General features: G+C 45.8%; 15 protein-coding genes. 8 read left to right on the top strand and 7 right to left on the bottom strand.

Annotated elements, in window-relative coordinates; genetic code table 11:
* Positions 1–49: 49 nt before the first annotated feature.
* The 6 genes from porV to purB all read left to right on the top strand — a co-directional run bounded on the left by porV (position 50) and on the right by purB (position 7,991).
* Positions 50–1,300 (top strand): type IX secretion system outer membrane channel protein PorV, encoded by a 1,251-nt coding sequence (gene porV, locus GJR95_RS25395; protein ID WP_162388531.1) that lies wholly within the window; start codon positions 50–52, stop codon positions 1,298–1,300.
* A 133-nt stretch (positions 1,301–1,433) separates the two neighbouring features.
* Positions 1,434–2,714, top strand: a complete 1,281-nt coding sequence (locus GJR95_RS25390) for a M16 family metallopeptidase (RefSeq protein WP_162388530.1) — start codon at positions 1,434–1,436, stop codon at positions 2,712–2,714.
* 160 nt (positions 2,715–2,874) lie between these two features.
* On the top strand, positions 2,875–3,531 hold the full coding sequence (gene plsY / locus GJR95_RS25385; protein ID WP_162388529.1) for a glycerol-3-phosphate 1-O-acyltransferase PlsY: 657 nt from the start codon (positions 2,875–2,877) through the stop codon (positions 3,529–3,531).
* 140 nt (positions 3,532–3,671) lie between these two features.
* Positions 3,672–5,033, top strand: coding sequence for a dipeptidase (locus GJR95_RS25380; RefSeq protein ID WP_162388528.1), 1,362 nt, complete (start codon positions 3,672–3,674; stop codon positions 5,031–5,033).
* Between the two features lie 66 nt (positions 5,034–5,099).
* Positions 5,100–6,554, top strand: coding sequence for a DUF1207 domain-containing protein (locus GJR95_RS25375; protein WP_162388527.1), 1,455 nt, complete (start codon positions 5,100–5,102; stop codon positions 6,552–6,554).
* Between the two features lie 96 nt (positions 6,555–6,650).
* Positions 6,651–7,991: an adenylosuccinate lyase gene (gene purB, locus GJR95_RS25370; protein WP_162388526.1), complete on the top strand. Its 1,341-nt coding sequence runs from the start codon at positions 6,651–6,653 to the stop codon at positions 7,989–7,991.
* Between the two features lie 65 nt (positions 7,992–8,056).
* Here purB and proC read toward each other — a convergent pair whose 3' ends face one another.
* From proC to GJR95_RS25335, 7 genes are all read right to left on the bottom strand, one after another.
* Positions 8,057–8,860: a pyrroline-5-carboxylate reductase gene (gene proC, locus GJR95_RS25365; protein ID WP_162388525.1), complete on the bottom strand. Its 804-nt coding sequence runs from the start codon at positions 8,858–8,860 to the stop codon at positions 8,057–8,059.
* A gap of 127 nt (positions 8,861–8,987) precedes the next feature.
* The gene (locus GJR95_RS25360; RefSeq protein ID WP_162388524.1) at positions 8,988–10,121 is read right to left on the bottom strand and encodes a TlpA disulfide reductase family protein; all 1,134 of its coding nucleotides are present in this window, start codon (positions 10,119–10,121) and stop codon (positions 8,988–8,990) included.
* The gene (gene gatB / locus GJR95_RS25355; RefSeq protein WP_162388523.1) at positions 10,118–11,623 is read right to left on the bottom strand and encodes an Asp-tRNA(Asn)/Glu-tRNA(Gln) amidotransferase subunit GatB; all 1,506 of its coding nucleotides are present in this window, start codon (positions 11,621–11,623) and stop codon (positions 10,118–10,120) included. Before gatB ends, GJR95_RS25360 begins: the two co-directional genes overlap by 4 nt.
* Before the next feature lie 96 nt (positions 11,624–11,719).
* Positions 11,720–12,556 carry a phytoene/squalene synthase family protein gene (locus tag GJR95_RS25350; protein ID WP_162388522.1) on the bottom strand — a complete coding sequence of 279 codons (837 nt, stop codon included), beginning with the start codon at positions 12,554–12,556 and terminating at the stop codon, positions 11,720–11,722.
* 31 nt (positions 12,557–12,587) lie between these two features.
* The gene (locus GJR95_RS25345; RefSeq protein WP_162388521.1) at positions 12,588–14,060 is read right to left on the bottom strand and encodes a phytoene desaturase family protein; all 1,473 of its coding nucleotides are present in this window, start codon (positions 14,058–14,060) and stop codon (positions 12,588–12,590) included.
* A gap of 287 nt (positions 14,061–14,347) precedes the next feature.
* Positions 14,348–14,863, bottom strand: coding sequence for an RNA polymerase sigma factor (locus GJR95_RS25340; protein ID WP_162388520.1), 516 nt, complete (start codon positions 14,861–14,863; stop codon positions 14,348–14,350).
* 354 nt (positions 14,864–15,217) lie between these two features.
* Positions 15,218–16,186, bottom strand: a complete 969-nt coding sequence (locus tag GJR95_RS25335) for a KpsF/GutQ family sugar-phosphate isomerase (RefSeq protein ID WP_162388519.1) — start codon at positions 16,184–16,186, stop codon at positions 15,218–15,220.
* A gap of 108 nt (positions 16,187–16,294) precedes the next feature.
* Here GJR95_RS25335 and recQ point away from each other — a divergent pair, with 108 nt between their 5' ends.
* Positions 16,295–18,502 carry a DNA helicase RecQ gene (recQ, locus tag GJR95_RS25330; RefSeq protein ID WP_162388518.1) on the top strand — a complete coding sequence of 736 codons (2,208 nt, stop codon included), beginning with the start codon at positions 16,295–16,297 and terminating at the stop codon, positions 18,500–18,502.
* A gap of 77 nt (positions 18,503–18,579) precedes the next feature.
* Positions 18,580–19,866 (top strand): phosphoribosylamine--glycine ligase, encoded by a 1,287-nt coding sequence (gene purD / locus GJR95_RS25325; RefSeq protein ID WP_162388517.1) that lies wholly within the window; start codon positions 18,580–18,582, stop codon positions 19,864–19,866.
* Positions 19,867–19,883: the final 17 nt, after the last annotated feature.

Below are 19,883 nucleotides of genomic sequence, written 5' to 3'. Positions count from 1 at the left end.
CTGCCCTATTCACTATAACCAGTCGCTGTTGTTGACCAACACACTTTGTATGAAGCGCAACTTTTTCCGTGTTCTTCTCGGCGTTTGCAGTTTTTTTCCCTTCGTCGTTTTTTCACAATCCAATCTAGCAGGACAGAATCTAGGCATACCTACATCGGCAGTCCCCTTTCTGAATTTTACGCCAGATGCCCGCTCGGGCGCATTGGGTGAAGCAGGAGTGGCTTTGGGCGATCCTGATGCAAATGCTATTTTCTGGAATCCGTCCAAATTAGTTTTTGCCAAACAGTCGAAAGGGGCGTCTATTTCCTATACACCCTGGCTCCGCGAATTAATAGGTGATATGTATTACACCTATTTATCCGGTTATTCTAAAATTGGCAAAAACTCGGTTATTGGTGGTTCCCTTATGTATTTCGATCTGGGAACAGTGAATTTCACAACCGCAACCGGTGTTGCAGCCGGTACGTTTAATTCTCGGGAATATGCAGTTACGGCAACATTTTCGCAACGCCTGTCTCAGAATTTCTCACTAGGCGTCGATTTGAAGTACCTCAACTCGAATCTTGCCTCTGGCTCTTCCAATCCGGGCTTAAAGCCAGGTGGAACGGCTGCTGCTGATATTAGCGCCTTTTACCGGAATGAAGCGCGTGATAATGCAACTGGCAGAGGGCTCGGCTGGGCTTTTGGGGGTATGATTTCCAATCTCGGTGGTCGTATCAATTATGGAGGTCAGGAGCGCTATTTCATTCCAACAAATTTACGTTTGGGAACGGCTCTAACGTATTATGTCGATCAGTATAACAAGTTTAACATCGTTGCCGATGTGAACAAGCTGATGGTTCCAACACCACCCGAATACGCACGGGATGCTAGTGGAAACCTGATCCCGATTGCTGGAAGCAGCCCCACGAAATATCAGATTGCCAAAGGCCAGGACCCTGATCGTAACTATTTCAGTGCTGTATTTGGTTCATTTGCTGATGCACCGGGTGGTTTCAGTGAAGAACTCAGAGAGTTTACCATTTCGACAGGTATCGAGTATTGGTATAATGAGCAGTTTGCTGTTCGGGCCGGTTATTTTGGCGAATCGAATACGAAGGGTGGCCGAAAATACTTTACAACAGGTATTGGCCTGCGTTTGCAGGAACGATTCGGTGTCGATTTCTCTTACCTCCTACCTGTTAAACAGGGGAATCCGTTGGCCAATACATTCCGTATTTCGCTTCTTTTTAACTTCAACGGCTCTAATGCAGTAGGCTCCGAAGACGATGAGCCTTTAAGTAATGATTCAAATAACTAGAGGCCATTAATTTTGGATAACTGTACTGGTTATTGAAATAAGTTAATTGGAAACTAGTAAATCAATTTAAATACCGTCAATCAGAAATGGCATTTCGAGCTGAGATGCCATTTTCTTTATAGCTATACATCAAATGGTACTCGATAGAACACAATCACCAGCTTTTCAGGTAATTCAGCAAGTACGGCTTCCGGCTGTTCAGACGCATAAACTGGACAATGGCATTCCGCTTCACCTGATCTCCGTTTCTCACCAGCCTGTGTTGAGAATAGAGTGTATTATTGAAGCCGGTACGTGGTATGAGCAAGTGCCAGGAACGTCATTTTTCGCACTAAAGATGCTGGCTGAGGGAACACCTGGTCGTTCGTCGGCTCAAATCAGCGAATATCTCGACCGCTATGGAGCCTTTCTGGAACTGAATAGCGGGCCTGATCGGGCAAGTATAGTCGTTTATTGCCTGACGAAGTTTCTGCCCAATGTTCTCCCAATCCTTCGCGAATTACTGACGGAGCCTACATTTCCGCAGAAAGAATTAGACGATCTCCGTAATATCACGCTTCAGAATCTTCGGGTTAATTACGAAAAGAATGCCTATCTGGCTGGCGTACTCTTTCGGGAGAAATTGTTTGGTCAACAGCATCCTTATGGACGTAGTCAGCGCCCTGATGCCATAGAACACCTCACCCGGCAAAACATCGTCGATTTTTACGAGCGGGTGATACGTAATCGTCCCTATAAGCTCCTGTTGGCTGGCGAGGCATCCGAGAATGAGATTATTCTGATTAATCGTGAACTGGGTCAGTTACCTATTTATAATGAAGTTGTGCCAGCGTTTGGCGCAGAGGCTATTGCCGACGATGGCCTGCCCGTATTGTCGGAAAAGGCAGACAGTGTTCAGTCATCGATTCGATTGGGCAGAAGGCTTTTTACCCGATCTCATCCCGATTTTTTCAAGATGCTTGTAACAAACGAGCTGTTGGGTGGTTATTTTGGCTCCCGGCTTATGAAAAACATTCGGGAAGAAAAAGGCTTTACGTATGGTATTTCATCAAACATGCCATCGTTCCGGCGGGATGGTTATTTCCTGATCGGGACGGATGTCAATAAGGAGAATACACAACAGACGCTGGACGAAATCCAGAAAGAAATCCGGATTTTGCAGACGGAGCCTGTTCCGCAGGAAGAGTTAGAGACTGTGAAGAATTTTATGGCGGGGGAATTTGTGGGTTCGCTTAACACGCCCTTCGAAATTGCCGACCGATTTAAGGTTATTTTGCTGGATGGTATGCCCGCTGATTTTCTGACGACTTACATCGAACGGCTGCGGTCAGTAACGCAGGAGGATATTATGTCGACAGCAAGCAAATACCTGGCTGAAGGCAGTTTACGGGAAGTTGTGGTCGGAGGAAAATAGGACCATTTAGAAATTTATTTAGTAACTAAATTGTTAAAAATAACATAAAGTTGTTGAATCCATAACAATCGCCTAATTTTGAGGTCACATTGCTTTAACTCACCGCGCACTTCTCGTCTCTTGTCCGCTTTACTAACAACCGTTTACTAAATTCGCGTTAATGAACGTTTTATTAATTAGTATTACCACAATAGTAGCGTATTTGCTCGGGTCGATTCCAACGGCTGTTTGGTATGGGCAAGGATTTTTTGGTATTGACATTCGGCAGCATGGTAGCGGGAATGCTGGAGCAACAAATACATTTAGAGTACTTGGTAAACGGGCTGGCACGATTGTGATGCTGGTTGATGTGTTGAAAGGCTATACGGCAGCTATTATGGCTAATCTGTTATGGCATTTCGATGTGATTACCCACAATGAGATAATGACCTTTGAAATTGTGTTTGGGCTGGTTGCCGTAATCGGCCATCTTTACCCGGTTTTCGCTGATTTTAAAGGTGGTAAAGGAGTGGCCTCGTTGCTGGGCATGGTACTGGCAATCCATCCCGAAATGGCTTTAGTCTGTATTGGTATTTTTCTATTGGTTGTCATAGCCTCCCAATATGTTTCACTAGGGTCTATTTTAGCGGCTCTTGCCTTTCCGGTCCTGCTGCTGTTGCGCGTTTTTGGTGAAAAAGAAAGCCCGCTACTCATTGTTTTTGGCTTTGTTGTCTTTCTGATGGTTGTTTTAACGCATCAGAAAAATATTGGCCGATTAATGCGCGGTCAGGAAAACCGAACTGTGCTGATCCGTTTGCGGAAAAAGCGTGAAGAATAAGAAACCTATTTACTGACTATACAGAAGGCCCCGAGGTTGCGCAAAATGTGCTTAACTTCGGGGCAAACTTTTTTACGTATGATCTAATGTGTATTCAGTAGAAAGCCATACACCCACGATCATACAGACAATAGCCTGCTATGACAACTTACCTTGACGCTAACAAACAACGGTTTCTGGATGAACTCCTGGAACTGCTGCGTATTCCCTCCGTTTCGGCTGATTCGAACTTCAAAGGAGATGTTCGGCGAGCGGCCGAGTTTGTCAAAGAAAAATTAACGGCAGCCGGGCTTGACAAGGCCAGCTTATACGAAACACCCGGACATCCGGTTGTTTATGCCGAAAAGATTGTCAATCCTGACCGCCCGACCGTTCTGGTCTATGGCCATTACGATGTTCAGCCCGCTGACCCGTATGAGCTTTGGTTGTCGCCACCATTTGAGCCCACCATTCGCAACGAACGGATTTATGCACGGGGTGCTTGCGATGATAAAGGGCAGTTTTATATGCATATTAAAGCCATTGAAGCCATGATCGCTACCGATGGACTGCCATGCAATGTAAAAGTGATGATTGAAGGGGAAGAGGAAGTTGGTTCTGATCACCTTGGTACGTTTGTTGCCGAGCATCGTGATATGCTCAAAGCGGATGTAATTCTGATTTCAGATACCAGCATTATTTCAAATGAGACACCTTCGCTTGAAATGGGGCTTCGTGGCCTTTCTTACGTAGAAGTTGAAGTGACTGGTCCCAATCGCGATTTGCACTCGGGTGTTTATGGTGGTGGTGTGGCTAATCCAGTAAATGTTCTGTGTGAAATGATTGCGTCGCTCCATGACGAAAACGGGCGTATCACAATTCCCGGTTTTTATGATAAAGTCGTGGATCTAAGTGAGACCGAACGCACGGAACTAGCGAAAGCTCCCTTTAATCTAGACGATTATAAGCAGGATCTGGGCATAAACGATGTGGCAGGAGAGACCGGCTATTCGACCAACGAACGCACGTCGATTCGGCCTACGCTCGATGTGAACGGAATTTGGGGAGGATATACGGGTGAAGGCGCTAAAACGGTATTGCCGTCGAAAGCATCAGCGAAGCTCAGTATGAGGCTGGTACCTAATCAAACACCCGATGAGATTACGGAACTATTCACAAAGCACTTCACCGCGATTGCACCAGCCAGCGTATCGGTCAAAGTAACTCCTCATCACGGTGGTTTGCCTTATGTAACGCCCGTCGATTCAGTTGAATTTGAAGCGGCTAGCAAGGCTTTTGAAGACGCGTGGGGTAAAAAACCAATTCCAACACGGGGTGGGGGTAGTATTCCCATTGTTGCATTATTTGAACAGGAACTCGGCGTTAAGTCTATTCTGATGGGTTTCGGCCTGGATAGCGACGCACTTCATTCCCCGAATGAAAGCTACGGCTTATTCAATTTTTATAAGGGGATAGAAACCATTCCGTATTTCTATAAAAATTACGCAGAACTTAAGCACTAATCATAATCCTGCTTTACCCGGCGCGGTTCTTTCCTGACCGCGTCGGTATTAACTTGTTCCGATTCTATGAAGAAAGTGCTACTAGCCTTCCTATTGAGTGTTCAGATAGGAACATTGGCTTTTGCCCAGCAGCCCACTACGCCAGCGAAAACAACGGCTCCAGCCTCCCGAACATTAACCCCGGCTGAACAGCGGCAGAAAGAAAAAATAGATCGCGAAGTGCAGCGCGAACGGCAGATTCGGGCCGAATGGGCGCAAAAGCAGCGTGAGTATGAAGCTAAACAGGCTGAAAAAGAACGGCAGAAACAAGCTAGAAAAGCCGAGAAAGAGCGTCAACAGCAGGAAAAAGAAACGGCTAAATCGAAGCCCGAACCCACACCCGCCAGCACACAACCAGTTGCCCCTCCAGTTACCGAGCCAGTTACGCCAACACCAACTCCAACGACTACTCCGGCTGTTGTAGAACCGACACGCAAAGAGAAGCGGGAAAAACGAAGAAAGGAAGCAGAGGAGAAAGCTGCGGAGAAAGCTGCAACGCCCGTTAAGGAGACTCCGCCAGTAGAGCCGACACCCGTGCCTGTACCTGTTGTTACTCCCCCACCTGTCGAAACAGCGCCTGTTGAAGCGCCTAAGAAAGTTGCTAAGCCTCAACGGCCAAAGCGGGAACGGAAACCGGTCATTAAACCCGTCGATTCTGTTGCCGTATCGACTGAAATCAGCGAGCCATCGGTAGTAAGACCGCGTCGGGAGTTTTTACCGAAAGGTCACCTGTTCGAGCCAATTTTGCTCGACCCACTCGAAGCGCAGACGTATGGTAGTGTATTGCCTTTGTATTACACGGAAGGTGAAAAATATAAAGGAAGTATTGTTCCCTTTGCCTTCGGATTTGCCAAAGCATTCTACCGTCGGACACCAGAGCCTGGTCGATCGACAGAATGGGTACTTGATCTGGCTTCGTTTACCCAGTTTGAAGCCTTTCATGACGATAAGCTGAATAAAGCACGTCGGCAAATCATGAATAACGACTATAAGATCAGCATTATCTATAACGTTCGGCGTGGAGCCAATAACTATCGGTTCCGGGTTTACCATATCTCCTCACATCTGGGTGATGATTATATCTACCGAAATAAAATAACGGCCCCGTCGCCTAACTCGGTAAATTACGAACAGCTCGATGCTACTTACAGCCGGAATGTGAATAACTGGCGGTTGTATGCTGGTGCTGGTATTGTACTACGTAAAACGGAAGAGCGAAAACTTTTGAGCGCCCAGCTTGGTGTTTTTTATAAGAAACCATCCGAAAAGGCTGCGCGTCTGGTCGGTGGTGCTGATATTAAATTCTGGCAACAAACGGACTTCCGGCCGGGTATTCATGCAGGAATTGGCTTAGAGGTTGGGCGGACACAAAATAACCTGACATTTTTACTCGAAGGTTATTCAGGTTTTCGTCCCTATAGCCAGTATGAGTCACAGCAGACAAATTGGTTAGGTATTGGGCTTTACCTGAATCCTTTTTGATTGACCTAACGCCAATCGCATTAGAACCTCCCGAAAATTAGAACTTTCGGGAGGTTCTAATGCGATTGGCGTTACCTTTGCGTTTTGTTTTACCGTATGGATTTATCAGCATTAACGGCCATATCGCCCGTTGACGGTCGCTACCGACGCCAGGTTGAAGGCCTGGCTCCTTATTTTTCGGAATATGGGCTCATTCACTACCGGGTTCGTATCGAAATCGAATACTTTATCGCGCTTTGCAACTGGCCAGTTCCGCAACTATCGGGTGTTGAGCCCACGCAGTTTCCGGTGCTCCGGGCTTTGTATGAGAATTTTACCGAGGCAGACGCTTTGCGCATCAAAGACATCGAAAAGACGACCAATCACGATGTTAAAGCCGTTGAGTATTTTATTAAAGAAAGGCTGAAAGGATCAGCGGTAGAGCCTTATCTTGAGTTTGTGCACTTCGGACTAACCTCTCAGGATATTAATAATACAGCTATTCCTTTATCACTCAGCGACGCCCTCAATACCGAAATTACGCCCCTTTATCGGGACGTATTCGTTCGGCTCCAACAGTTAGCCGAGCAGTGGAAAGACATACCCATGCTGGCCAAAACACATGGTCAGCCAGCGTCACCTACCCGGTTAGGGAAAGAATTGCTGGTATTTGTCGAACGTATTGAAAAACAACTGCAACTGCTGACTGCTATTCCAACGGCAGCTAAGTTTGGCGGAGCGACGGGAAATTTTAACGCCCACGCAGTTGCTTACCCGAACGAGGACTGGAAGAAATTCGGTGATCAATTTGTGGAAAGTCTGGGTATGGTACGCAGTCAGTTTACGACTCAGATCGAGCATTATGATATGCTGGCCGCTACTCTCGATGCTTACAAGCGACTAAATACGATTCTGATCGACCTTGACCGTGACATCTGGACGTACGTGTCCATGAATTATTTCAAGCAGAAGCTGAAAGAAGGTGAAGTTGGTTCTTCCGCTATGCCACACAAGGTCAATCCTATCGATTTTGAAAATTCAGAAGGGAATCTGGGCATTGCCAATGCCTTATTCGAACATCTTTCCGGTAAGTTGCCTATCTCCCGGCTCCAACGCGATTTGACCGACTCAACCGTACTGAGAAGCCTTGGTGTTCCGTTTTCTCATTCCGTTATCGCGCTGAAATCTTTGATAAAAGGCCTGAATAAACTGGAACTCAATCCGGCCGCCATCCACGCTGATCTCGATGATAACTGGGCAGTTGTAGCGGAAGGTATTCAGACAATTCTACGACGCGAAGGCTATCCGAAGCCGTATGAAGCCTTGAAAGCGCTGACCCGTACGAATCAGAAAATTACGGCTGATACAATTCGGGAGTTTATCGACGAATTGACTATATCAGATGCTGTGAAAGCCGAATTGCGGGCTATAACTCCGTTCAGCTACACGGGTTTGTAATAGCATTCGTCTGGGTCGGCAGCAGGGTGTTTCCCTGATCCGACCCAGACGACCGATTTAAAGCTCTATCCTTTAGACAACTCCGTTGCTCGTACTTGTGCTGCTTTAATTCCCGCCACTAGTGTATCGCTGAGTGCACCAGCTTCAAAGGTGCGTAATGCGGCTTCGGTAGTGCCGCCTTTAGAGGCAACTGCTTTAATGAGTTCATCGAGTGACTTATCCGCTGTATTAATGAGGTGGTAAGCCCCCAGCATGGTCTGTTTAACCAAAAGCGCGGAAACGGCATCATCAAACCCCATTTGTTTACCGGCTTCAATCATTGCCTTCACAACGTAATAAAAATAGGCCGGACCACTACCGCTAAGGGCCGTTACGGCGTCGAGCATAGCTTCATCTTCCAGAAAAATAGACCGGCCTGTGGCATTGATGAGGTTTTCGACCCGGCGAAGGCTGGCTAAATCGACTTCTTTAGCCGCTGTAAAGCCTGTAATGCCCATTCCCAGCATAGCGGGCGTATTAGGCATGGCGCGTACCACCAGCGGATGGGCTAGTTTTTCCTGAATCTGGGCGATTGGAATACCAGCCATGATCGACAAAATGATCTGGTGGGGTTGTACTACGTCCCGGAGCGCTTCGTAAACGCTGTTAAAATCCTGGGGCTTTACCGACAGAATCACTAAATCAGTCTGGCCAACGTGGGGGCCAATGGTATCGACCACAACGCCCGCTTTTTCATTTTTAAGTGCTTCGGAACGGTCAGTGCTTTTTTCAATTAGCAGCAGGTCATCTTTTTTTACCAGATCATATTGTAGAAATGATTTGGCAAATGCCATCCCCATGTTGCCGCAACCAACAATAGCAATTTTCATTTTTTTAATGAATGAGTGTATGAATTAATAATGTAGCTAGTGATGAAGCAGCCTTTTGGGCAGGTAGCAAAAGAAAAAGGGCCAGGTTAATAACCTGACCCTACAAAACTAATAACTTGTGTTTAACCTATTGACCACCTTTCAGGATTTCCTCAAGTTTCTGCTCCAAAGCATCGCCCCGTAGATTCTTGGCAATGATTTTACCTTCTTTATCGAGAAGAAAGGTAGCCGGGATCGCCTGAACGCCGTATTGTTGAGCCGCAGCCGATTGCCAGTATTTTAAGTCAGAAACGTGGGTCCAGGTGAGGTTATCGTTGCGGATTGCCTTGGTCCAGTTGCCTTTTGTCTGATCGAGCGAAACGCTGTAGATGGCAAAACCTTTGTCTTTAAACTTGTTATACATCCGCACAACGTTCGGATTCTCCATGCGGCAGGGACCGCACCATGACGCCCAGAAATCAAGCAGAACATACTTGCCCCGTAGTGATGACAATGGAATGGGGTTACCGGTTGTGTCGCTAAGGGCAATTTCGGGAGCTTGTGCACCAACCATAACACCTTTGATGCGAGCTACCCGGCCGATCAGCGATTTGGCGTGAGGGCTATTAGGATTCTCTTTCTCAAAACGCTGTGCTAAGGCATCATAAGTCGCGAAGTCGTTATCAATATTGATGAAATTCAAGGCAAACAACGACACGAGCGATGTTCCCATATCGGGAAGCATAGCCTTTACTTTGTTGACAACCTCCTGCTCGGCAGTCTGATATTCCTGTTCGATTTGGGTAATCCGCTTATTGTCCTTTTTTTCCGTAGCGGCTGCAACCTGCTTGTTCCAGTTCGATACGCGGGTTTCCATGTCGGTGCGTAACGTCGAGAGTTTCTCGTAGTACTCCATGTTTTTAGAACCGGTTATGGTGGCTTTGCCAGCCTGACCGGTTTTGGCATCCATACGGTATCCATCAGCCGTTACGTTGAGCATTTCTCCGCCTTCAACAAGCAATGCCAGTTTCTGGCCACCGCCTACATTCAGTACAAATACTTCACCACCATCCGCTACTTTGCCGTTTAACGTAAACGCTCCTGCTTCTACTTTCGCAGAATCTAGTTTGCGGGTCGGCTGCGAGTTGGCTTCCAGGTAAACAAAGCTTCCTGGAGGTGAGTTTTTAATCTTTCCAGTTACGGTAAAAGGCTTTGTCGTTTGTGCATTGGCCGCAAAACCGATGACTAAAAAGCCAGCTACGCTCAAAAACAGGTTTTTCATGTTGTTTGTAGTGTCTTCGTTACTAATTCATTCACCAATTTAGGGTCAGCAGAGCCTTTTGATTTTTTCATCACCTCGCCCACAAACATCCCTAGTAAATTCTTCTTGCCTTTACGGTATTGAGCTACTTTGTCGGGCCAGGCTGTTAGTACTTCTTCTACCAACGATTGCAATGCATCTGTATTGCGATTCTGAATCAAACCATGAGTTTTGGCTAACTCTTCCGCTGATGCATCGGGTTGGGCAATCAGTAACGTAAGCACTTGCTGAGCCGCCGTTTGGCTGATAGTGCCGTTGTCAACCAATCCAATTAGTGAGGCCAGCCGTTCGGCCGAGATAGGGAATTGACGGTCGCGCAGCATTTTTTCGGTGAGCTGGCTTTTAACAGGCCCCATAATCCAGTTCGACGCTGCTTTGTAGTTGGGTGTATACATACAAACAGCTTCGTAATAGTCGGCCAGTTCTTTCGAGTCGGTTAAAAGAGCCGCATCATAATCTGGTAAGCCATAGTGCGTTGTAAACTTCTGGTAAAGCTCAGCCGGAAGCATGGGCATTCTGGATTGAATATCGGCCAACCAGGCATCCGAAATAACCACGGGCGTAAGGTCAGGATCAGGGAAATACCGATAATCGTTCATGGTTTCCTTTTCGCGCATGGCATAGCTTAAGCCAGTAGAAGCGTCGAAGGTGCGGGTTTCCTGAATAATTCGCCCACCTGACTCGACAACCTCAACCTGCCGTTTAAATTCGCTATCAACTGCGCGCATTACGTTCCGAATAGAGTTCAGGTTTTTTACTTCAACTTTCGTACCTAAATTAGTCGCGCCCCTGGGTCGTATGGAAACATTGACGTCGCACCGCAGTGATCCCTCTTCCATGTTTCCGTCACAAATGTCCAGATAACGCACCAACCGGCGAACTTCGGTCAGATACTGTCCTGCTTCATCGGCAGTGCGAATACAGGGGTCGGTAACCATCTCAATGAGGGGAGTTCCGGCACGGTTGTAGTCGAGCTGTGTTGCCCACTCATCGCCATCGTGAATGGACTTACCGGCGTCTTCTTCAAGATGAATATGGTGTAACTGAATTGTTGTTTGATACGATTGGCCTGTTTGGGGGTCCTTGGCCTTCACTAAAATGCCACCACCTACACAAATCGGGCCTTTATCCTGCGAAAGCTGATATCCTTTAGGTAAATCAGGATAAAAATAATTTTTTCGGGCGAAGATATTATGGCGTGTAATCTCACTGCCACAGGCTAATCCTATTCGAACAGCGTATTCAACGGCCTTACGATTCAATTTAGGGAGCGTGCCAGGATGCCCAAGTGTAATGACACTGATATTCGTATTTGGTTCGGCACCAAACGCATTAGCGTCGGCGGCAAAGATTTTGCTTTGGGTAAGTAACTGGCAGTGCACTTCCAGTCCGATTACGGCTTCGTATCGGACTTCGGTTGGCTGCGCCAGCACCTCCGGCGAAGAGTTCGCTTCGGCTACCATTGACAGAAACTATATGATTTATAGCAAAGATAGCGAAAAGGGACGCAGGGCTGAATAACAGTTACCTCATTAGTTAGAGTATACTATGACCGTAACCTAAATTACATTCAGTCGAAACTTTAAATAGGTTTGCGCCAGTAGCGCTAATTTTTGCGGATTAGGCACCCGGATTCGTTCGTTTTGAATTCGGGAAGCGGGTAACTGCTTAATTTTGTTGAATAAGGTCTGGTAATAGGCATACGCTAAATAAACGCCTAGTTTAGCCCCACGTGGAAGGTTCATGATACCTTTGTAGGCTTCATCAAAGTCACACTGGATGTCATTTTCTATAACGAGCTTGGCATCGCAACCAAATTCCTTGAAATTCACCCCTGGAAAGTATGTACGGCCCCGATCAACAAAATCGCTCTTTAAATCGCGCAGAAAATTAACCTTTTGAAACGCAGATCCTAGTTTACGAGCGGGCTCACATAAGCGGTCGAATTCGGTATAATTACCTTCACAGAAAACCCGCAGGCACATCAGCCCTACTACTTCGGCTGAGCCGTAAATGTATTCATTGTATCCATCTGCATCATAATCCTGAAAGTACAGGTCCATTTCCATACTTTTCAGGAAGGAATCGATCAATTCGTGCTCAATTTTGTATTGTTTAACAACGAGCTGAAATGAATGCAAGATGGGATTCAGGCTAATACCCTCTTCGATGGCCTGGTAAGTGTCGTGCTTAAAACGGGCAAGTAGCGTCTTCTTGTCGTAGTCATGAAACGTATCAACAATTTCATCAGCATATCGAACGAATCCATAAATGGCGTAGATAGGCATGTGAAACCTGCGGTCAAGCGTTTTAATGCCTAACGTGAAAGACGTACTGTAATGCTCTGTAATCAGTTTACTACATTTCAGTGCGGTTGTGTTGAACAACGCCATCATAGATTGGAAAGGAAGAGGTTAGTTCTGTAAGTTAGAAAAATTCTTTGGCAACTTCGTCCGCAACGACAAGGCCAGAGATAAGTGACGGTGGGACTCCAGGACCCGGAACCGTCAGCTGACCCGTGTAGAACAGATTGTTCACTTTTTTGTTTTTTAAAGATGGTTTTAGCAGGGCAGTCTGTTTAAGTGTGTTTGCCAATCCGTATGCGTTTCCCCGGAAAGCGTTGTAATCACTCTTGAAATCGCGGTGGGCGTAACTCCGCTTATAAATCAGACTGCTCCGAATATCCTCACCCACATAGGCTTCCAGCCGGGTCATAATAATGTCAAAATAGCGCTCACGGGTCGCGTCATCATCCGTGAGGTCGGGGGCCACAGGAATCAGCAGGAATAAGTTCTCGCATCCTTCTGGTGCAACACTGGGGTCAGTCTTTGAAGGAGCCGACGCGTAAAACAAGGGTTTGGTGGGCCAGCGGGGCGTTTCGTAGATTTCCTGAGCATGTAAAGAAAAGTCTTCATCGAAGAAGAGATTATGATGCTGCAAACGTGGCACCCGCTTATTGACACCCAGATAAAATAGTAGGGAAGAGGGAGCCATAACTCGTTTTTGCCAATAGTTGTCATCGTAATTACGGTAGGCAGCGTCGACCAGATTTGTCTCTACATGATTATAGTCTGCCCCGGCTATTACTACGTCCGTTTCAAAAATACCAAGATCAGTGGTGATGCTGTGGGCTCTCCCGTTTGCAATGTCAATTTTTTGGACTGTCTGGTTTAAAAGCAGCTTAACACCTTTCTCTTCGGCCAAACTGACCATGGCTTTCACAATTTCGTGCATGCCACCCATCGGATACCACGTTCCCATTACCATCTCGGCATAGTTCATCAAGCTATACATGGCGGGCGTATTGCTCGGCGTTGCACCGAGGAACAATACCGGAAACTCTACGATTTCGAGCAGGCGTGGATTTTTGAAGAATTTACGGACATGACTGGCAAAGGATTGAAAAACATCAAGTCTGGTGACGTCATACAGCAATTTCAGACTCAAAAATTCCCCAATAGAACGACTGGGTTTCCAGACAAAATTGTTCATACCGACATCATACTTGTACGATGCCTGTTTTAGAAACTCCCGCAGACGAGGACCGCTACCTGGTTCTATCTGTTCAAATAACGTTTCAAGATTTTCCAGACCGGCAGGCAGATCGACTGCTTCGTTGGGGCCAAATACAACCGAATAAGAAGGATCGAGCCGGACGAGTTTGTAATAATCGGATGGTTTCTTGCCAAAACGGGCAAAATAGGTTTCAAATACATCGGGCATCCAATACCAGCTGGGGCCCATATCAAAGGTGAAGCCATGCGACTGGAATACGCGTGCCCGACCGCCAGACATGCTGTTTTTTTCGAGAATAGTAACGTCGTAGCCTTTATCGGCCAAGCTGGTTGCAGCAGCTAAACCGGCAAAACCGGCACCAATAACAAAGATGCGCTGAGGCATTAGTAAGCAGTTGATTGAGTAATTGGGTAAGTGAGTAAATAATTGACTAACCCTTTTGTTTAAAATACGTAATTACTCAATTCCGCTATGAGTATTGCTAATTAATGGAAATTTATACGTAATAAGTTGTATATCAGTAGTATAGTAAACAAAAAAGTTGGGCGGAATCCCACCCAACTTTTCGAACCTTCCTCTTTTTTAACCAAAAACTACTCAATCAATGTGTTTGAGACGGACCAAGGTCACAAAAGTCTCGTACAAATATGCAGTGTACACAAAATTTTTTTTTAACTGTTGAAATGAGCGTACACTTTCAGTTGATCTTTAAGCTCTTTTCTGGCAATGTGGATCCGGTTTTTTACGGTTCCGATAGGGATATCCAGCTTTGCCGCAATCTCGTGGTATTTAAAGCCCCGGAAGTGCATCATAAACGGTGTCCGATAGGTGTCATCGAGACCATTTACTGCCCGGTTAATATCTTCCTGAGCGAATGACGAATAAGCCAGATTATCTGTACTGCTTTCCATCGAATTAATGTAATGCAGGTTATCCGTGGTATCAATGAATGTATTTTTCCGAACCATTCGCTGGTAGTTAGTGATGAATGTGTTCTTCATGATCGTATATAACCATGCCTTCAGGTTCGTGCCGTCTGTGTATTTATCACGATTGGTAAAGGCTTTTAAAAGTGTATCCTGTAATAAGTCGTTAGCATCTTCAACATCTTTTGTAAGCCGCAGTGCGAACGGGCGCAACGACTTGGACACTTTTCCAATATGATGAGTGAATTCGAGCGCAGTCATGATTACGAATGTTTTTTTGTTGAACCTGATTTGATTAGCAATTAGACAAAAAAACAACCAGCCTTCAACGTTTTTTTGAGAAGTCTTAAATAAAACCGATAAATAGCTAGAAGACAATAAGTTATAAAACCTATTTTTCGATTTTAGAGGAGTATATGCTATAAAGCCAATTTACTAACTGTGGAATAATTCCCACAGAGTGTGGAATATGGAGTGTAGAATTTGTTTAATGAACATGATTGTATGATTAAACAAACCGGTGAAATGTGTAAAAGGATTTCCTATTGATAGCTACAAAAAAGCCTTCCTGAAATTGATCGGATCAATTTCAGGAAGGCTTTTTTGTAGAAGGGCTTATACTAACCCTTCTTTTAACAGGTCGTGCAAGTGAACAAAGCCCTTTACGTGACCGTTTTCGGTAACAATTAGCTGAGAAATGTCCCGATCTCTCATTAACTGGAGAGCACTTATAGCATATTCATCTGCATCAATGCAAACGGGCGAAGGCGTCATCACATCTTTTGCCTGAAGATCCCAAAACGCATCGTGTTGATAAGCCATACGGCGGATATCGCCATCGGTGACAATGCCAGCCAGTTGGCCAGTATGGTATACAACGGCTGTTGCTCCGAGCCGTTTAGCTGAAATTTCAAAAATTACATCCCTGACTAACGTATCGAGGGAAACCTGAGGGCACTGGTTGTGGGGAAAAATATCACCAACTTTTAAATACAACTTTTTGCCAAGGGAACCGCCTGGATGGTAACGGGCAAAATCATGACGCGTAAAACCGCGGGCCTCTAATAAACTAACTGCCAAAGCATCTCCCAGCGCAAGTGCAACAGTTGTACTGGTTGTAGGGGCCAGGTTCATTGGGTCTGCTTCGCGTTCGGCGTAGGCATGAAGAACATAGTCGGCATGTTGGGCCAGATACGACTCGCGGTCGCTAACCAGGGCAATTAGCCGTACGCTTGTCCGCTTCAACAAAGGAAGCAGCACCTTTATTTCGGCCGTGTTTCCACTCTTGGAAATTATAAGAATAATATCGTCTGCCTGAATCATGCCCAGATCGCCGTGAATGGCATCAGCCGCATGCATAAAAAGAGAGGGCGTCCCTGTAGAATTCATAGTAGCCACAATCTTTTGGCCAATAAGAGCACTCTTCCCAACACCGGTTACAACAAGTCTACCTGTGGAGTTGAGAATTATATCAACGGCTGCATCGAACTGGTCATCGAGCAACTCAACTGCATGACGAATGGCTTCGGCTTCGGCCAGTAGTACCTCCTGGGCGATCATTTTGGAATTTTTTAATACTTTCAACGTCAGTTTTCGCGATGAAGAATAGTTTGCAGTGTATATTCGCTAACTTTATATAGCAAAGATACGCTAAGCGAATAGAGTAAAGGTAACTTTTGTACGATTTGTAGAATGATGCAGGTTGATCAGACGGTCTATGCGACCATCAAAGAGCGGCTAAAAGAGATTTTTGGGTATAGTCAGTTTCGGGGCGATCAGGAGGCCATTATTCACAGCATTTTGGCGGGCCGTAATACGTTCGTTATCATGCCTACTGGCGCAGGGAAGTCCCTGTGTTATCAATTACCAGCTATTGTCAGCGATGGAACGGCTATTGTAATTTCACCCTTAATTGCCCTGATGAAAAATCAGGTCGACCAGTTAAATGCCTTTGGAATTAATGCTCAGTTCCTGAATTCGACGCTTTCCAAGGCGGAAATGAATAAGGTTAAAAAAGATACGCTCAACAGCTCTCTTAAACTTCTATATATTGCGCCAGAGTCTCTGACAAAGGAAGAGAATTTGGATTTTTTAAAGAAAGCCAATATTTCATTTGTCGCTATTGATGAAGCACATTGTATTTCTGAGTGGGGACATGACTTCCGCCCGGAATACCGGAAAATTCGTGGAATCGTCGATAATATAGGTAATCTGCCCGTAATTGCGCTTACCGCAACGGCTACTCCTAAAGTGCAGCAGGATATTCAGAAAAACCTGCAGATGGAGGACGCCAATCTGTATAAGACCTCATTCAATCGCAAAAACCTGTACTACGAGATAAAGCCTAAGGTCGACGCCAAAAAGCAGCTTATCAAGTACGTTAAACAGAACAAAGGAAAATCAGGGATCGTTTATTGCCTGAGCCGTAAGACGGTTGAAGAAATTGCGGAGCTGCTAAGCGTCAACGATGTCAAAGCACTACCGTATCATGCTGGTCTGGACCCACAGACTCGGATGAACAATCAGGATGCTTTTCTGAACGAAGACGTAGACGTTATCTGTGCCACTATTGCTTTTGGTATGGGTATCGATAAACCGGATGTTCGTTTCGTTATCCACTATGATGCTCCAAAATCGCTGGAGGGTTATTATCAGGAAACGGGTCGGGCTGGCCGCGATGGGCTGGAGGGTAACTGCGTGATGTTCTATAGTTACGACGACATCGTTAAGCTGGAAAAATTCAACAAAGACAAGCCGGTTACCGAGCGCGATAATGCCAAACATCTGCTAACCGAAATGGTCTCTTATGCTAACCTCGGCTCTTGCCGTCGTCGGCAGTTGCTGGGCTATTTTGGGGAGTATATGGATAAAGACTGTGGTTTTTGCGACAACTGCCTAAAGCCAACCGAAAAATTTAAGGTGCAGAATGAAGTTGTGCTTGCGTTGCAGGCCGTTCTTCAAACCGACCAGCGTTTTGACGTTGCCCACTTAAGCGACGTTCTTACGGCCAACAGCAATCAGTATGTGACCAGCTACGAGCATAATCGCCTGGAAGTGTATGGGAAAGGGCGCGAATTTAATGAAAGCCCCGAGTACTGGTGTTCACTCCTGAAACAGATTACCATATACGGCTATATTGAGAAAGATGTCGATAACTATGGTATTCTGAAGTTAACCCAGAAGGGCCTGAACTTTATTGAAGACCCTTATCCAATTTCGCTCTCGAAAGATCACGATTATGAGCAGGTAGTCGAGCAGAAAGAGGATGACGATAAGGATTCGGATACGGCGTCGGGCGGGGCTGCCTATGATGAAGAACTGTTAGGGTTGTTAAAAGCCTTACGCAAGAAAATTGCCAAAGAAAAGAATTTGCCGCCCTATGTTATCTTCCAGGACCCTTCTATGGAAGAAATGGCGACAACTTATCCCACAACCCGTGAAGAAATGGCGCAGATCAACGGCGTCGGCATGGGAAAAGTGCAGAAGTTTGGGCGGCCGTTTATTGATTTGATAACTAAATACGTTGAAGATAACGAGATAGAAACGGCAAAGGATGTCGTTATTAAATCGACCGTTAACAAATCAAAAGTTAAGATTTATATCATTCAGCAGATTGATCGTAAGGTTGATCTGGAAGAAATTGCCGAATCGAAAGCACTTTCGATGGAGGACCTGATGGAAGAGATTGAACATATCTGCTATTCGGGCACTCGACTTAATCTTGATTATTACATCAATCAGGTGATGGATGAAGATCGGCAGGATGAGATTTACGAATACTTCATGCGGGCAGAAAGCGATAACATTGCCATCGCCATGCGCGAATTTGGAGGAGATGATTTTACGGAACAAGACTTACGATTGATGCGGATTAAATTCCTCTCAGAAGTAGCCAATTAATGATGAATAATGGACGGTAAATGATAGCTAAAGCGGTATATCATTTATCAGTCATTATTTATCATTCATCATTTTTTATGAATATACTAATACTGGGTTCGGGTGGGCGCGAACATGCGTTTGCATGGAAATTGGCGCAAAGCCCGTTGAGTGATAAGCTATTTGTTGCTCCGGGTAATGCCGGAACAGCTCAGGTAGCCACTAATTTATCAATCGGCTATAATGATTTCCCGGCTATTGCTGAGGCTGTTCGGACCAATGCCATTGATCTGCTCATTGTTGGGCCAGAGGAGCCATTAGTGAACGGGGTTGTCGATTACTTTCGTCAACAACCTGACTTAGCTGATCTCCGAATCGTTGGACCAGATGCGCAGGGAGCGCAGTTGGAAGGAAGCAAAGATTTCTCGAAGCAGTTTATGCTTCGATATGGCATACCAACGGCGTCATCGCAGACATTTACTGCCACCACCATTGAGAGCGGTTTGGCTTATCTGGACGGCCATACATTGCCTGTCGTCCTGAAAGCTGATGGACTGGCGGCTGGTAAGGGAGTAATTATTGCCGAAAACCTAACCGATGCGAAAAGCGCCCTGACCGATATGCTCGATGGACAGAAATTTGGTGCTGCTGGCAGTAAGGTCGTGGTAGAGCAATTTTTGCGAGGAATCGAATTGTCAGTCTTTGTCCTGAGCGACGGGGTTAATTACAAAATCCTTCCCGAAGCTAAAGATTACAAACGTATTGGTGAAGGAGATACCGGTCTCAATACGGGAGGGATGGGTGCTGTTTCGCCGGTGGTTTTTGCGAATGAGTCCTTTCTGCGTAAGGTTGAAGAAAAAGTCGTAAAACCAACGCTTGCGGGATTGCAGAAAGAAGGTATTGTGTATAAGGGATTTATTTTTATCGGTCTGATGAAAGTAAATGGTGAACCGTATGTTATCGAGTATAACGCTCGGATGGGAGACCCTGAAACAGAAGTCGTATTACCTAGAATTCAGACTGATTTCGCTGAGCTAATGGTGGCAACGGCAGAAGGTACGTTAGATAAAATCGCAGTACAGGTTTCACCCCAAACGGCTGTCACAACGGTTGTGGTGTCGGGAGGGTATCCGGATGACTATGAGAAAGGTAAAATCATATCAGAACTGGAGCGTTTAGAAGATGTTATGGCGTTTCATGCCGGAACAATGGCTCATAATGGCCATGTAGTAACCAATGGCGGACGAGTGCTGGCCTTAACGGCCCAGGCTAATTCGCTGGAAAATGCTGTTCGGAAGTCGCAGGAAGCGGCCCGAACGGTTCAATTTGATGGGAAGCAGTACCGAAGAGATATTGGGCTTGACCTGATTCGGTACGCTGATTAACTATGAGTTATAAAGTC

The organism is Spirosoma endbachense, assembly GCF_010233585.1.
GTDB lineage: Bacteria > Bacteroidota > Bacteroidia > Cytophagales > Spirosomataceae > Spirosoma > Spirosoma endbachense.
Note: the sequence above shows the minus strand (reverse complement) of the source record. Positions and strands in the feature narration are given on the sequence as shown.

Coding starts and splice junctions, on each gene's coding strand:
- purB (WP_162388526.1), top strand. CDS start 6,651: ATGGATTTATCAGCATTAACGGCCATATCGCCCGTTGACGGTCGCTAC.
- GJR95_RS25390 (WP_162388530.1), top strand. CDS start 1,434: ATGGTACTCGATAGAACACAATCACCAGCTTTTCAGGTAATTCAGCAA.
- gatB (WP_162388523.1), bottom strand. CDS start 11,623: ATGGTAGCCGAAGCGAACTCTTCGCCGGAGGTGCTGGCGCAGCCAACC.
- proC (WP_162388525.1), bottom strand. CDS start 8,860: ATGAAAATTGCTATTGTTGGTTGCGGCAACATGGGGATGGCATTTGCC.
- GJR95_RS25345 (WP_162388521.1), bottom strand. CDS start 14,060: ATGCCTCAGCGCATCTTTGTTATTGGTGCCGGTTTTGCCGGTTTAGCT.
- GJR95_RS25360 (WP_162388524.1), bottom strand. CDS start 10,121: ATGAAAAACCTGTTTTTGAGCGTAGCTGGCTTTTTAGTCATCGGTTTT.
- GJR95_RS25375 (WP_162388527.1), top strand. CDS start 5,100: ATGAAGAAAGTGCTACTAGCCTTCCTATTGAGTGTTCAGATAGGAACA.
- GJR95_RS25350 (WP_162388522.1), bottom strand. CDS start 12,556: ATGATGGCGTTGTTCAACACAACCGCACTGAAATGTAGTAAACTGATT.
- GJR95_RS25340 (WP_162388520.1), bottom strand. CDS start 14,863: ATGACTGCGCTCGAATTCACTCATCATATTGGAAAAGTGTCCAAGTCG.
- porV (WP_162388531.1), top strand. CDS start 50: ATGAAGCGCAACTTTTTCCGTGTTCTTCTCGGCGTTTGCAGTTTTTTT.
- plsY (WP_162388529.1), top strand. CDS start 2,875: ATGAACGTTTTATTAATTAGTATTACCACAATAGTAGCGTATTTGCTC.
- recQ (WP_162388518.1), top strand. CDS start 16,295: ATGATGCAGGTTGATCAGACGGTCTATGCGACCATCAAAGAGCGGCTA.
- purD (WP_162388517.1), top strand. CDS start 18,580: ATGAATATACTAATACTGGGTTCGGGTGGGCGCGAACATGCGTTTGCA.
- GJR95_RS25380 (WP_162388528.1), top strand. CDS start 3,672: ATGACAACTTACCTTGACGCTAACAAACAACGGTTTCTGGATGAACTC.